The sequence below is a fragment of the Methylomicrobium album BG8 genome, assembly GCF_000214275.2.
GTDB classification, from domain to species: Bacteria; Pseudomonadota; Gammaproteobacteria; order Methylococcales; family Methylomonadaceae; genus Methylomicrobium; species Methylomicrobium agile.
Genome location: NZ_CM001475.1, coordinates 3,799,231 through 3,812,740 on the forward strand (window position 1 = coordinate 3,799,231; position 13,510 = coordinate 3,812,740).

Sequence of the window (13,510 nt, forward strand, 5' to 3'; positions counted from 1 at the left end):
TTTTAGGAGGCCACTTGGACGCCTTACAAAGAATTAAACGCGCCGGGTTCGAGGTTTCGTTATCCGGCGACACCTTCACGGTCAGCCCGGCGTCAAGGCTGACCCCTGAACAACGGGAGTTTTTGAAGGCGCATAAAGCCGAGATTGTGAAAGAGCTATCGGCCAGCGATACGACCGAGCCGGCACCCGCCACCGACCCGCTCATGGTCGAAATCTGGACGCCAAGCGGCACACCGATGACGACCCGAGCCAGAGACGCCGAACATGCGGCTTGGTTACGCCAGATGAACCCGAGGCCCGAGAACCCGGCACCGAAGCCGGATCCTGCACCAAGAGGCCAAACGATCAGCGAAGCCGAACACAATGCAGCCGGGCGCTATTTCAGATTCCTGGCGACCTGGCCGGACGGCAGACAGTGTTATTTGTGCCAGATGCCGCGCATGACCATTGATGAAATGCAAGCGCAGTACCCGGCCGCCACACACATTGAACCTGTAATGAACGAGGACTACCCCCATGATTGACGCACTCATCACCGGCAAGCTGCTTCGCGATCCGGCATTGAAGACCGGACCGTCCGGAAAACCTTACTGTAACTTCCTATTGTCCGTTCCGACCGGCGACGGCGAACCGGTCATTGTGTCCGGCATTGCCTTTACGGACGTGGCCGAGCGGATCGGCAAGCTTGGGAAAGGCGACGCCGTGAGCGTGGCCGGAGCCTTGAAACCGTCCCAGTGGACCGACAAGACGACCGGCGAAACGAAACACGGCTTAAACATCACGGTATCGGCGGCATTGTCGGCGTATGACATCAAGAAGCGGCGCGGCAATACCGACGGCGGACAGAGCAACCCGGCACCGCCACGGGGAACGTATGATGATCGGGCACCGTATTACAATGACCCGGTAGGGTTTTGAGAAATGAACAGCGTTTAATTGTAAACTCAGGGTTTAGGATGTCGAAAAACGCAACCAGACCCGGCCTAAGGAGGCTGAAAAATGGCAAACGAATACCCTGTCGAGATAGACGGAACCACGGGCGAAGTCGAGCCCATACCCCATCAGAAAGGCCAGCGTTACCGCTGCAAGCTGGACACGCTGCAAGATGTCCGGCGCGAAATGGCGAAGGTTTACCGTGAAGCCCGTTCGGAAATGATCGACCCGGCGACGGCCAGCAAACTCGTCTGGTGCCTTCAGGCAGTCGGCAAAGTGATTGAGGGCAGCGATTTAGAGAAGCGTGTTGAGGCGCTGGAGGCTAAGCAATGAGCATCAAAACCCGATTGGAAAAACTCGAGCAGCGGCAACCGGCCAGCACTCCTAAGAAGTGGGAGCTGATCGGCGTTTTGAACGGCGAGACAGAGGCGCAAGCCATCAAACGATGGAAAGCGAATAACCCAGACAAGACCGAGCCGGAGAACATTATCTTTTTGGTTCCGTTTGGATATGAGATGAGCGAAGCCGCATGAGCATTAAAACGAGACTGAACAAATTGGAATCGGCGGCACAGGCGCTGCCCGAAATCTGGCTGCTCATTATCACCGAGGCGGGCGATTCGGACGACGTGATCGAGCGATTGAAGGGCGAAGCCGTCGAGCAATGGAAGCAGGCTAATCCTGACAAGGCCCCGCCGAGAGAATTTAACTGGATACAGATAGTGATCGTCGACCCATCACCGCGTTCTCTGCACTGACCACCAGAGCCGGGGCAACCCGGCTTTTTTGTGCCTGGCGTTTTCGTGACCGCCGCCGCGAAGATCGAACTGAGTTTGAGCTTGGGCCAATTGGCCCAAACGTGCCAGAAAGCCAACTCCGCCCCCTCTCCCAAGTTCCCGCCGAAGAGCGGCAAGCGATTTGGGAGCAGGCGCAGGCGGCGGCATTTCGTGACCGCCGCCGCGACGATGCCCGCAGCCCGCGCCAGCCTTGGCGTTGATCGGATCGGGGCAAGCGGTCATGTGCTACTTTCAGGAAACAACGCCTATAGCAATAATCATGCCCGTCTGTAATGCACGGCTGGCGCGGGTTTCAGAGAGTTGGCACGGAATCATGCTAGAGAATTGATTGTGCGCTGAATGGGAAACAATCGACCGGGCCACTGCATGAGCAAGGCGCGGCACAGTGAGGTTATGGCGCGGGTTTTGCCCTACCACACGGCGAGTTCGGCAAGTGGCTGGATGGGAATTGCCGGGTGTCTGACAGGCAAGCTCGAAAGTACATGAAACTGGCGAGCGAAATGCCTCACTTGTTAGACGATTCAAATCGGAACCACAGTTCCGATTTGAGCATCGGAGCCGCCCTCGCCTACCTATCCGCCCCAGACGAAGTCAAAGCCGAAGTCGATACCAAGCTTGAAGCCGGCGAAAAGGAATTTGGGTTTACCCGGCGACACGTCAATCGTTTAGCAACGTCCGCCGAAATTGAACTGAGCCTTAATTTGGAAACCTTGGTTTCCAACCCCACCGAAAGCCAACTCCGCCCTCTGTCCCAAATTCCTGCCGAAGAATGTCAAGGTTTATACAAGGGTTTCATGCTGGCGGATCGGGAGCGGCGACGAATCCGCAAGTGTTGCGTGTGTGTGAAGGCGGCATTTTTGTGCCCGAGCTTGACCAAGACCGTAGCACCAGCGTAGCACCGGAAATAAAAAAGGGCTTAGACTTTCATCTAAACCCTTGATTTATCTGGAGCTGGCGATGGGACTCGAACCCGCGACCGGCTGATTACAAATCAGCTGCTCTACCAACTGAGCTACGCCAGCGAAGAATTGCGCATTATACAGAATAATCTTATTTTGACCAACATTTTTGAACGACTCAAATAGAGCCTGGAAAAACGGACCATCTCCGGCCGTACGTTGATCCGAAGCTCACGGCCGATATTTTCATTTTACGCTTTTCACTACGCGTTTGTTGAAGGCCACAGATTTTCTGGTTTTTCCGGTCAAACCGGCTTCAATGCCAGTATGTTTGGTCCTAAAGCGCTGTACCTTTTCCGGCGCGATGCCGGTGCCTTTGGGCTGGAAGGAGGGGACAAGGTGGTGCTTGCCGTTGCCGATCAGGTCGCTGCGGCCCATTTCCTTCAGCGCTTCGCGAAGCAGCGGCCAGTTGTTCGGGTCGTGGTAGCGCAGGAAGGCTTTGTGCAGACGGCGCTGCTTGACGCTTTTCGGGATGTAAATCTTGTCGGCGTTGCGGCCGATCTTGTGCAGCGTGTCGAGGCCGGAATGGTACATCGCGGTCGCGATCGCCATCGGCGACGGCAGAAAAGCCTGCACCTGGTCGGCCCGAAAGCCGTGTTTTTTCAGCCACAACGCCAGATTCAGCATGTCCCGGTCGGTCGTACCGGGGTGCGCAGCGATGAAATACGGGATCAGGTATTGCTCCTTGCCGGCTTCTTTCGAATATTTGTCGAACATCTCCTTGAAGCGGTCGTAAGTGCCGATGCCGGGTTTCATCATTTTGGACAACGGTCCTTGCTCGGTATGTTCGGGCGCGATTTTCAGATAGCCGCCGACATGGTGGGTGACCAGCTCCTTCACGTATTCAGGGGAAGTCACCGCCAAGTCGTAGCGCAGGCCCGAAGCAATGAAGATCTTCTTGATGCCGGGCAAGGCGCGCGCCCTTCGGTACAGCTTGATCAGCGGCGTGTGGTCGGTGTTCAGGTTCGGGCAGATGCCGGGAAACACGCAGGACGGTTTCCGGCAGGCCGCTTCGATTTTCGGGTCTTTACAGGCGAGCCGGTACATATTCGCGGTCGGGCCGCCCAGGTCGGAGATGTGGCCGGTGAAAGCGGGCGAAGTATCGCGGATCGCTTCGATTTCGCGGATGATCGAATCCTCGGAGCGGCTCTGGATGATCCGGCCTTCGTGTTCGGTAATCGAACAGAACGAGCAGCCGCCGAAGCAGCCGCGCATGATGTTGACCGAATGCTGGATCATTTCGAACGCCGGAATGTTCGCGTTGCCGTAAGTCCTATGCGGCAGGCGCGAATACGGCAGGCCGAAGACGCCGTCCATTTCCTTCGTGGTCAACGGGATCGGCGGCGGATTGATCCAGACCTGGCGCTGACCGTGCTGCTGGATCAATGGACGCGCATTGCCCGGATTCGTTTCGCCGTGCATGACCCGTGAGGCATGCGCGTACAGCACCGGATCGTCCTTCACATCTTCATAGGCGGGCAGCCGGATCACGGTGTTCGCGCGCCGGTTTCTGAGCAGCGTTTTGTCGAATTGAACCACGTTCTCGCCGGGAACGGTTTCAGCCGGCTTCGCATCGCAGGCCGGCTGCTCCTGGTACGGATTCTGCGGCGACATTACGACGCCCGGCTTGTCGACTTCGGTCGAGTCTTTCACCGCGAAGCCTTCCGGAATCTCTTTCACGAAATACGCGGTGCCGCGAATGCCGGTAATCTCGGAGAGCGCTTCGCCGCGCGCCAGCCGGTGCGCGATTTCGACGATCTGGCGTTCGGCATTGCCGTAAACAAGCAAATCGGCCTTCGAGTCGAGCAGGATCGATTTCTTGACCGTATCGGACCAGTAATCGTAATGGGCAATCCGGCGCAGGCTCGCTTCAATCCCGCCGATGATGATCGGCACCTCCTTAAATGCCTCGCGGCAGCGGTGAGAGTAGACGCTGACCGCGCGGTCGGGCCGCTTGCCCGCCGCGCCGTCCGGCGTGTAGGCGTCGTTCGAACGGATTTTTTTGTCGGAGGTGTAACGGTTCACCATCGAATCCATGTTGCCGCCGGTCACCCCGAAAAACAGATTCGGACGGCCGAGCTTCCGAAAGTCGTCGGCCGAAGTCCAGTCGGGCTGCGAAATGATTCCGACTCGGAAGCCCTGCGCTTCGAGCACCCGCCCGATCAGCGCCATCCCGAAACTCGGGTGATCGATATAGGCGTCGCCGGTCACCAGGATGATGTCGCAGCTGTCCCAGCCGAGCGCCTCCATTTCCTGGCGGCTCATCGGCAGCGCCGGCGCCGGGCCGAAGCGGTGCGCCCAGAATTTGCGGTAGCCGAACAGATAAGGCGCGGCGGGTAACACGGAATGGATCATTTGATGACTCGGTTGATGACGCGGGGATTGGATTTGACGAGCGTTCTCAGGAAACTCGAAAATTCGATACGGTAAAGCGGTTCGAGCGCTTCGGCCCGGCTGCGCAGCGCCTTCAGCGAATACGCAGGCGACCCTTTGTTGAAGGCCAGCGCGATAATATTGTCGTGTTCGTTGACCGGCAGAAACAGCACGCGTTCCTCGAACGCTTCGTTCAGCCAGTCGCAATACGCCTCGAACAGATCCTTGTCGGTGTTCCACAGGTTCACGACCAACAGGCCATCATCCTTCAGCAAGGTCCGGCAGGCGTCGAAAAACGCGATGCTCGACAGCGACGGCGACATGCCGTCGTGATCGAAAATATCGACGAATAAAAGATCGAAATAGCCGCTTGAAGTTTCGGCTCGGCGGCGCACATAATCGCCGCCGTCACCGAGAATCACCTTCAGCCGCGCATCGAGCGGCAACCCGAAATGGCTGCGCGCGACTCTGACTACGTCTTTCCGGTATTCGACCGCGACTAACCGGCAATCGGGAAAATGATATAATAAATGCCGGGCCAGCGAGCCGCCCCCCAGGCCCAAAAGTAAACCCTGCTCCGGCGCATCTTTAAACAGCATCCAGCTATTCATCGCGCGCAGATAGGCGAGTTCCAGTTTTTCCGGATCGTCGATGCGCAGGCTGCTTTGTGTTGCGGAGGAACCGAAGTGCAGCGACCTGACGCCGTTGTGTTCGACCACTTCGATGACGCCGTCGTCATCGTGGCTTTGATAAATCAGCCGGCCTTTGACTTTGTAAATGTCTTTGCTGCAAGTTTCCAACATAAGTGGGGCGCATTATACCTTAAGATGCTTTTTAACCTGTTGAATTTATTGTTCTCGCCGGCAAAATTACCGCCGCGCCCCCGCTTGAAAATACGCGTACTGCCCTAATATCGGCCTGGAACGAGCCGGCCCTGCGGCGCGTCAACAAGCGATTATTTTTTCTTTTAACTACCCGAGAGTCGATCATGAAACCGCTCCTTCTTCTCGTTTTATTGTCATCCTCATTTGCCGTCCTTGCCAACGACCCGAAAAACGAATGGCACAATACCACCTTGTCGGACGCCACGATCAAGAAAATCCAGGAGTCCCGCTTCGAATACAAAAAATGCGTGGACAGCGAAATGCAGAAGCCCGAGTACCGGTCCGCCGACGTGCGCACCGGCGCCGAACAGATCGTCAAGCAGTGCGAACCGGTACTGGGCAAGATGCGCACCGTCTACGCGGAAGAGAAAGTGCCCGACACCATCATCGACCGCCACATGAAACAACTGCGGCTGCAAACCACTCGAACAGTCATTCAAAACCTGATGTTTGCGGCAGCCGCCCGCGAAGCCGGCCAAACGAAATAAGGAGTCTTCATGAATATGCAATATGCGATCGATTTATCGCTTAGGCCGACCACGTTCGACTTCTGGCACGTCTGTCTGGCCAGCGCGGTGCTCGTGTTGGCGCTGATTCTGATCATCGTGCTGCTGTCGATGGTGATCGGCATGGCCCGTTGCCGGAAAAAGCGGGCCGCAGCAGCCGTGGCGCCGGCCGCGCCTGCACCTGCGCCCGAACCGGTCGTGAAGGTCGTCGAGAAAATCGTCGAAGTCGAAAAAATCGTGCCCGGCCCCGCGCCGGAACCGGTCATCCTGAAGGAAGCGACGCCCGACGCGGCGCTGCAGCTGCTGGGCCTTTTGCAGCAGCAGGCGCGCTTCATCGACTTCATCAAGGAAGACCTGTCCGGCTTCAACGACGCGGACATCGGCGTCGCGGCCCGCGTCGTACACGAAGGCTGCAACAAGGTAATCAACGAGCACTTCTCCCTGGCGCCGGTGCGCAGCGAACAGGAAGGCGGCAAGATCACCCTGCCGAAAGGCTTCGACGCGGCCAGCGTGCGGCTGACCGGCAAGGTGACCGGCGAGGCGCCGTTCACCGGCACGCTGGTGCACAAAGGCTGGCAGGTCACCCAGGTCCGGCTGCCGAAACTGACGCAAGGCTATAATGCCGCAATCGTCGCCCCGGCGGAGGTGGAATTATGAGCGAAGCCAATCCGTCCGTTGAAGCAGGCTCCCGTTTCTCCGTCGGCATCGACCTCGGCACGACCCATTGCGTGCTGTCCTATGCCGATTTGAACAGAGCCGAAGAAGACGACTTTTCGCCGGAGGTCCTCGACATTCCCCAACTGGTTTCGCCCGGCGCGGTCGAAGACAAGCCGCAGCTCCCTTCGTTTCTGTACCAGGCGCATGAAGCGGAACTGGCGGAAGGCTCGACCGCCCTGCCCTGGTCGGCGAAACCGGACTATCTGGTCGGCGAGATCGCCCGGACGCTCGGCAGCAAGACCCCGATCCGGCTGGTCGCCAGCGCGAAGAGCTGGCTCTGCCACGCGGGCGTCGACTGCAAATCGCCGATTCTGCCGAGCGACGCGCCCGAGGAAGTCGAGCGCGTATCGCCGTTCGATGCGACTACCGCCTACCTGCGGCATATGTATGACGCCTGGCGCAACCTGCATCCCGATGCTCCGCTCGAACGGCAGGATCTGGTGATCACGGTGCCGGCCTCGTTCGATCCGGCCGCGCGCGAATTGACCGTCGAAGCGGCCCGCGCGGTTGGCCTCGGCCAGGCGATCCTGCTCGAAGAACCGCAAGCGGCACTGTACAGTTGGATCGAACAAAGCCGCGGCGACTGGCGCAATCATGCAAAGGCGGGCGACATCATTCTGGTCGTCGACATCGGCGGCGGCACCACCGACCTGTCGCTGATCGCGGTGACCGACAACGAAGGCAACCTCGAACTGACCCGCGTCGCGGTCGGCGATCATATCCTGCTCGGCGGCGACAACATGGACCTGGCGCTCGCGTACACGGTCAAGGCCAAACTCGAAAAAGACGGGCGCCGGCTCGAACCCTGGCAGATCCAGTCGCTGACGCACAGCTGCCGCGAGGCGAAGGAAAAAATCTTCAACGATCCGTCATTGGAGGAACTGCCGATCGTGGTCGCGAACCGCGGTTCGTCCTTGATCGGCGGCACCTTACGCACCGAGCTGACGCGCACCGAAGTCAACCAGGTGCTGGTCGAAGGCTTCATGCCGAAAGTCAATGCTTCCGACCGGCCGATCGCGCGGCCGCGCACCGGTCTTCGGACCGTCGGCCTGCCGTATGCGCAGGATGCGGCGATCACCCGCCATCTGGCCGCTTTCCTCGCCAAACAGCAGGGCGCGACGAGCGATCTGAAAGACGTCAATCTACCCGAGCATGCGACTTTTCTGCATCCGACCGCGGTGCTGTTCAACGGCGGCGTGCTGAAAGCCGAGCCGTTGGCCGAGCGCCTGGTCGAGGTACTGAATGCGTGGCTGCAGGCGGAAGGCGCGCCCGAAGCACAGCTGTTGCCCGGCGCCGATCTGGATCTGGCCGTCGCGCGCGGCGCCTCGTACTACGGCGTGGTTCGCAAAGGTAAAGGCGTCCGGATCAAGGGCGGCACCGCAGCCTCGTATTATGTCGGCGTCGAAAGCGCGATGCCCGCCGTGCCCGGCCTGCCGCCGGAACTGCAGGCCTTGTGCATCGCTCCGTTCGGAATGGAAGAAGGCACGCAGGAAGAGCTGCCCGAGGACGAGTTCGGGCTGGTCGTCGGCGAACCGGTACGCTTCCGCTTCTTCGCCTCGAACTCGCGCCGCGACGACCAGGTCGGCGACCGCCTGACCTATTGGGCCGACGAGGAGCTGACCGAACTCGACGAGATCGAAGTCACGCTGCCGCCGGAAAACCGCCGCCCCGGCGAAGTCGTGCCGGTGCATCTCGCCTCGGCGGTCACCGAGGTCGGCACGCTCGAACTGCACGCCGTTTCGCAGAAGGACAGCGGCCGATGGAAAATCGAGTTCGACGTCAGGGCCGGCGAAAGCTGAGCTATTCAAAGCGGGGGGGTACGTTGCGCGTACCTTTTGAAAGGTTCGATTCAAGCGAATTTTTTGAAAACGATACGCGCAGCGTACCCTACTTACTTCTATGTACCAACTCAGCTTTTACGTCCCCGAATCGCATCTCGAAGCCGTCAAAGAAGCCCTGTTTGCCCAAGGCGCGGGCCGGCATAGCGATTACGATCGATGCTGCTGGCAGGTACGGGGCGAAGGCCAGTTCCGGCCTCTGGCCGGCAGCCGGCCGTACATGGGAAAGCCGGATACCACGGAAGAAGTGGTCGAGTATAAGGTCGAAATGATCTGTCAGGATGATTTGATCAAAGCAGCCATCCGAACTTTGCTGGCCGTCCACCCCTACGAGGAACCGGCTTATCGGGCCTATAAGATTCTGACTGCCGAAGATTTATAAGAGTGAATTTAATCAGGAGCAACGAGGTCTATCGGCCAGTAGTACGCTGAATAAAACTCGGCAGTCATATCATTCGGTCATTCATCGCTTCAATCATCGCGGGGTAAAGCGATGTCTTCAAATATCACCATTTTGAAATGGCTTCTGGCCTTGGTTCTGATTTTTGGAGGATTCGTCCTCCATAAGATCTTCGGCGTGTTGGCCAGCGACCTCTCCGACAAGGAATATGTCTGGCTATTGAAACTGATCTCGGAGTTCGGCCTGTTCACCTCGGTCGTCATCTCGGTCGGTTTTTTCCATCACTGGATCATCGCCACCGAACAGCGCCGGGAAACCGAGCAGATGTTTCAGAAAGTACTGACCCGCTATATCGACGGCACCGTGATCAACGCCACCAAGCGCGGCTTTGTCGGGATCACCAACAAGGAGCTCGATTTTTCGGAGATCATGCATGGGCTCTACCACGGCGATTATGTGTACTGGCTGATCACCTTCGATCCGCGCTACAAGCATCACTGCCGCGAACTCGAACACGCGATCCGCAAGGGCGTGCATTTCAGGATGATGATTTTGAAGGATTGCCCCATTTCGGAATTGTGCGCGGGCGAGATCATCGACTACGGCGTCGAAGAGTTCCGCCAATACAACCGCCTGTTTTTATCCTCGCTCGAAGACATCGCCGGACGCATCGACAGCCGTACCGAAGGTTCGCTCGGCGTTTTCGTGTACGACACGCTGCCGAGCATCCCATTGTTCATCATTCTCCGCAGCGCCTCGAAAATGATGGAAGTCTACAACAGCTTTTATCTTGCGGAGCCGGTCGGAAGAATGCCTTACCTGCATTGGCAGACCGAATTGAAGGCAAAGTCGGAGTATTCTTTCGAATCGGCCAACTGGAACATGCCCGACCTGTTCGAAGATTATTTCAAGCGGCGCTGGCGCATGGAGTGCGCCAAACTCCGCCAGGCCGAGAAAAACCACACGTCCTACCCCGATTTTCTCTATGCGCCGGTTTCGGCGAAGAAAAAATGCACACAGCTCGCGGGTAACGGTAGAAACCTGATTCGGTCGAATGGCGGCGCTTCCAATCAGACCGGGGTATGACGCCGAAAACAAGACACCTTAAGCGACTGAACTTTTAACGGACCACCCTATCGCACAATCGAGTGCGGAAAGCTGGAGGAATCAAATCATGTTTTATCGAACACTGTCCGAATTGCCCGAAAACGTGCGGGAACACTTGCCGAAGCATGCCTGCGAGATTTACATGAAAGCCTTCAATAGCGCCTGGGAGCAGTACGATAAACCCGAGGAGAGACGGAGTAACGCTTCGCGCGAGGAAACCGCCCATAAAGTCGCCTGGGCCGAGGTCAAGAAGGACTACCAAAAAGACGATCGAACCGGAAACTGGAAAAAGAAAGAGTAAGAGCTGAACTTTCAAAGGCAAACCAGTCAAAAAAATACGAATATGCAAAAAATTGTTGCATTTTGAGGGGAGTTAATCGAAGAGGCCGTTTTTCTCGACTCAAAGTCTAACAACGGTGCTTCATAACCGATAGCGTATATTCATCGATCATTGACTTTTTTACTCGCACTAAGAGGAGGTCCATCATGAACTGGGATCAAGTACAAGGCAACTGGAAACAAGTCAAAGGGAGCTTCAAATCCGCATGGGGCCGGCTCACCGATGACGAACTGGAAGAAATCAACGGCGAGCGCGAGAAACTGGTGGGAAAGATTCAAGAGCGCTACGGCATGGCCAAGGATGAAGCCGAACGCGAAGTGGAACGGCGGGTCGAAACCTTCAAAATGTAAAGAATAACATTCAGCCCGTGCATCCGGAAATGACCTTATTTCGAATGCAGGGCTGATTTTTCTGCTATTTGCTTGCGGCATCATCACCGGCGAATGGGTAGGCTGCTTCAGCCTGTTCAAACCTGAAATGTATCTATGCCGTTTTTCCGAAATCCTAACTTCCTTCCCGGAAATTATTTCAACCCACTCCCTACACCGGAGTGAACAGAGCGTACTTGTATCCTCTGGGTACTCTGCAACCGTGCGAGGGATTCCCAGGGGATACGAACCCGCTTTATTCGTTATCTCCCCTTGGAATTTATTTCAGCGCGGCCGTTATTCCTTTTTCAAGCTTAGCCCGGGCGGAAACATTACGTTTTTTGGCGCGCGAAACGGCCCGGAGAACGCCTCCTGCCAGCACGGCGCCCTTCATAAAAGGGTGCAGCTTTGCCCGCTGAGATAGGCTATTTTCGAAAACGAAGCGATCTTCCCTTCCGTGCTGCCGCAATTCCGAATAGGCTTCGTATCAGCCGTCAGGACTTTTATCCTGCACCTTTTTCTACCCGAATTTTGCCTCGAATCGATCACCGATTCGTCGATTTTCTCTATGGAATGCTCTATCGAAGAACGAATAGCAAGAGGAAGAGGAAGAGGAAGAGGAAGAGGAAGAGGAAGAGGAAGAGGAGTATATGACGGATACGGCTGACGAAATCAACGGTCCAATTCAAAAATCCAGTGTATGGCTGAAGATAGAAGGCGTATCATGCGAGCTTGTCAATAGCTCATGGAACAAACTTTGAGGAATCGGCTTAAGATACTCGACAGACCAGACTCTCTTAGAAAATGAGTCCCGACCGAGTCAAGGTGGGGTGAACGATGGGGCTCGAACCCACGACAACCGGAATCACAATCCAGTGCTCTACCAACTGAGCTACGCTCACCATTATAGGGAAAAACCGACATCAAGAAATGGCGCGCTTGGCAGGACTCGAACCTGCGACCCTCGGCTTAGAAGGCCGATGCTCTATCCGGCTGAGCTACAAGCGCTAATGGTCGGGGTAGAGGGATTTGAACCCCCGACATCCTGCTCCCAAAGCAGGCGCGCTACCAGGCTGCGCTATACCCCGTGTGTCTTCCTTATCTGGCTTGTGACTTTCTCAGCCACCCTTGAAGAGTTGACTATGGTAACGATATATCGAGTCGCCGTCAAATATTTTTTTGTTTTGATCAAATTATCTTAACGGTCCGCAGCGATGCAAGATACATTCATCTGCCTGCAGTATTATATTCTGATTTGTAATCCTCTTCCAGTAGCGAGTGAAGACGGTTGCCGCAACAGGAATTTATTGAGCAGGCAATCATCAAATAGTAGCATCCGCATACGCTTGCAAGTCATAATAAAGGTTTCTGCCAGCACAACAGTGAACGGGATTTGACGTTTTGGAGAAGAAGCTATGAGAGGGTGCCGATTGTTTTGCGTGTACGCAATGCCGTTGATTTTTTGCGTTTTCACTGAGGCGGCCGTTGCCGAAGGAAATAAAACCATGAATCTGAAACTTGAATCTCCGGACTTCGCGCACATGGGCGAAATTCCGAAACGCTACACTTGCGACGGCGACGATAGCGCGCCGCCATTGAACTGGTCGAATCTACCGGCCGGCGCTCAGAGCTTGGCTCTGATCGTCGACGACCCCGATGCGCCCGACCCGGCCGCCCCCAAACTCATCTGGGTGCATTGGGTGCTTTACAATATCCCGGCCTCCTCCACAGGTCTGGCCGCCGGGGCGGAAAAGCTGCCGCCCGGCGCCCTGCAAGGGTTGAATGACTGGAAACGGGCCGACTACGGCGGTCCCTGTCCGCCGATCGGCCGGCATCGTTATTTCTTCAAGCTCTATGCGCTGGATACCGTACTGCCCGATCTTGACGGCCCTGACAAAAGCCAGCTTGAAGAAGCAATGTCCGGACATGTAATCGGACAGGCCGAGCTGATCGGCACTTACCGGCATTGAAACCGGACCACGGCCAAGCGCAACCGCAGGCGAGCAACAAACCGCACAGCGGCGGAGGCACAATCAGGCTGATCGCCAGCATTGCCACAAGCGGGCGCACCCTTTAGGACGATTCTCACCATCACTCCTTTTGCAGCGGACAAGTTGGCATCAGATCCTGAAGACCCGCCTTCACCGCAGACCCAAACATTAACCTCTGCCGCCTGATCGATATTTAATCATTCTAACGCGGCCTCAAGCAGAGCAAGCGGTTGCGTGAATTATAAACGCGCAATGAACAACTTTATCCACAGGTTCTGTGGATTGGTCTTTCAAGATA

General features: G+C 56.6%; 16 protein-coding genes and 4 tRNA genes. 14 read left to right on the forward strand and 6 right to left on the reverse strand.

Features of this window, described 5'->3' with window-relative positions; translation table 11 throughout:
* Positions 1–14: 14 nt before the first annotated feature.
* The 6 genes from METAL_RS16445 to METAL_RS16470 all read left to right on the forward strand — a co-directional run bounded on the left by METAL_RS16445 (position 15) and on the right by METAL_RS16470 (position 2,625).
* Entirely contained in the window at positions 15–524 is a 510-nt protein-coding gene (locus tag METAL_RS16445) for a hypothetical protein (protein WP_005374112.1), read from the forward strand.
* The gene (locus METAL_RS16450; protein ID WP_005374114.1) at positions 517–918 is read left to right on the forward strand and encodes a single-stranded DNA-binding protein; all 402 of its coding nucleotides are present in this window, start codon (positions 517–519) and stop codon (positions 916–918) included. Before METAL_RS16445 ends, METAL_RS16450 begins: the two co-directional genes overlap by 8 nt.
* An 81-nt stretch (positions 919–999) precedes the next feature.
* Complete coding sequence (locus METAL_RS16455) at positions 1,000–1,266, forward strand: hypothetical protein (protein WP_005374116.1); 267 nt, start codon at positions 1,000–1,002, stop codon at positions 1,264–1,266.
* On the forward strand, positions 1,263–1,466 hold the full coding sequence (locus METAL_RS16460) for a hypothetical protein (protein ID WP_005374118.1): 204 nt from the start codon (positions 1,263–1,265) through the stop codon (positions 1,464–1,466). Before METAL_RS16455 ends, METAL_RS16460 begins: the two co-directional genes overlap by 4 nt.
* Positions 1,463–1,690: a hypothetical protein gene (locus tag METAL_RS16465; RefSeq protein ID WP_005374119.1), complete on the forward strand. Its 228-nt coding sequence runs from the start codon at positions 1,463–1,465 to the stop codon at positions 1,688–1,690. The genes METAL_RS16460 and METAL_RS16465 overlap by 4 nt, the downstream gene beginning before the upstream one ends.
* A gap of 494 nt (positions 1,691–2,184) precedes the next feature.
* On the forward strand, positions 2,185–2,625 hold the full coding sequence (locus METAL_RS16470) for a hypothetical protein (protein ID WP_245549401.1): 441 nt from the start codon (positions 2,185–2,187) through the stop codon (positions 2,623–2,625).
* 50 nt (positions 2,626–2,675) lie between these two features.
* Here METAL_RS16470 and METAL_RS16475 read toward each other — a convergent pair.
* From METAL_RS16475 to METAL_RS16485, 3 genes are all read right to left on the reverse strand, one after another.
* Positions 2,676–2,751: transfer RNA gene (locus tag METAL_RS16475), tRNA-Thr, on the reverse strand.
* Between the two features lie 123 nt (positions 2,752–2,874).
* Positions 2,875–5,043, reverse strand: a complete 2,169-nt coding sequence (locus METAL_RS16480) for a YgiQ family radical SAM protein (RefSeq protein WP_005374120.1) — start codon at positions 5,041–5,043, stop codon at positions 2,875–2,877.
* Positions 5,040–5,864 (reverse strand): spermine/spermidine synthase domain-containing protein, encoded by an 825-nt coding sequence (locus METAL_RS16485; protein WP_005374121.1) that lies wholly within the window; start codon positions 5,862–5,864, stop codon positions 5,040–5,042. Before METAL_RS16485 ends, METAL_RS16480 begins: the two co-directional genes overlap by 4 nt.
* A 185-nt stretch (positions 5,865–6,049) precedes the next feature.
* On the opposite strand from METAL_RS16485, the gene METAL_RS16490 reads away from it, so the two are divergent.
* The 7 genes from METAL_RS16490 (at position 6,050) to METAL_RS16520 (ending at position 11,203) form a co-directional block, all read left to right on the forward strand.
* Positions 6,050–6,433 (forward strand): hypothetical protein, encoded by a 384-nt coding sequence (locus tag METAL_RS16490; protein WP_005374122.1) that lies wholly within the window; start codon positions 6,050–6,052, stop codon positions 6,431–6,433.
* A gap of 9 nt (positions 6,434–6,442) precedes the next feature.
* Positions 6,443–7,108, forward strand: a complete 666-nt coding sequence (locus tag METAL_RS16495; RefSeq protein ID WP_005374123.1) for a DUF2760 domain-containing protein — start codon at positions 6,443–6,445, stop codon at positions 7,106–7,108.
* Positions 7,105–8,967, forward strand: a complete 1,863-nt coding sequence (locus METAL_RS16500) for an Hsp70 family protein (protein ID WP_005374124.1) — start codon at positions 7,105–7,107, stop codon at positions 8,965–8,967. The genes METAL_RS16495 and METAL_RS16500 overlap by 4 nt, the downstream gene beginning before the upstream one ends.
* Before the next feature lie 100 nt (positions 8,968–9,067).
* Positions 9,068–9,388, forward strand: coding sequence for a YqfO family protein (locus METAL_RS16505; protein ID WP_005374125.1), 321 nt, complete (start codon positions 9,068–9,070; stop codon positions 9,386–9,388).
* A 111-nt stretch (positions 9,389–9,499) separates the two neighbouring features.
* Positions 9,500–10,492, forward strand: a complete 993-nt coding sequence (locus METAL_RS16510) for a hypothetical protein (protein WP_005374127.1) — start codon at positions 9,500–9,502, stop codon at positions 10,490–10,492.
* Positions 10,493–10,580: 88 nt separating this feature from the next.
* Positions 10,581–10,814 (forward strand): ChaB family protein, encoded by a 234-nt coding sequence (locus tag METAL_RS16515; RefSeq protein WP_005374129.1) that lies wholly within the window; start codon positions 10,581–10,583, stop codon positions 10,812–10,814.
* A gap of 185 nt (positions 10,815–10,999) precedes the next feature.
* Entirely contained in the window at positions 11,000–11,203 is a 204-nt protein-coding gene (locus tag METAL_RS16520) for a CsbD family protein (protein WP_005374131.1), read from the forward strand.
* An 844-nt stretch (positions 11,204–12,047) separates the two neighbouring features.
* Here METAL_RS16520 and METAL_RS16530 read toward each other — a convergent pair.
* The 3 genes from METAL_RS16530 to METAL_RS16540 all read right to left on the reverse strand — a co-directional run bounded on the left by METAL_RS16530 (position 12,048) and on the right by METAL_RS16540 (position 12,309).
* A tRNA-His gene (locus METAL_RS16530) sits at positions 12,048–12,123 on the reverse strand.
* Between the two features lie 29 nt (positions 12,124–12,152).
* A tRNA-Arg gene (locus METAL_RS16535) sits at positions 12,153–12,229 on the reverse strand.
* 3 nt (positions 12,230–12,232) lie between these two features.
* Positions 12,233–12,309, reverse strand: a tRNA-Pro gene (locus METAL_RS16540).
* Between the two features lie 327 nt (positions 12,310–12,636).
* On the opposite strand from METAL_RS16540, the gene METAL_RS16545 reads away from it, so the two are divergent.
* Positions 12,637–13,191, forward strand: coding sequence for a YbhB/YbcL family Raf kinase inhibitor-like protein (locus METAL_RS16545; RefSeq protein ID WP_005374133.1), 555 nt, complete (start codon positions 12,637–12,639; stop codon positions 13,189–13,191).
* The last annotated feature ends 319 nt before the right edge of the window (positions 13,192–13,510 follow it).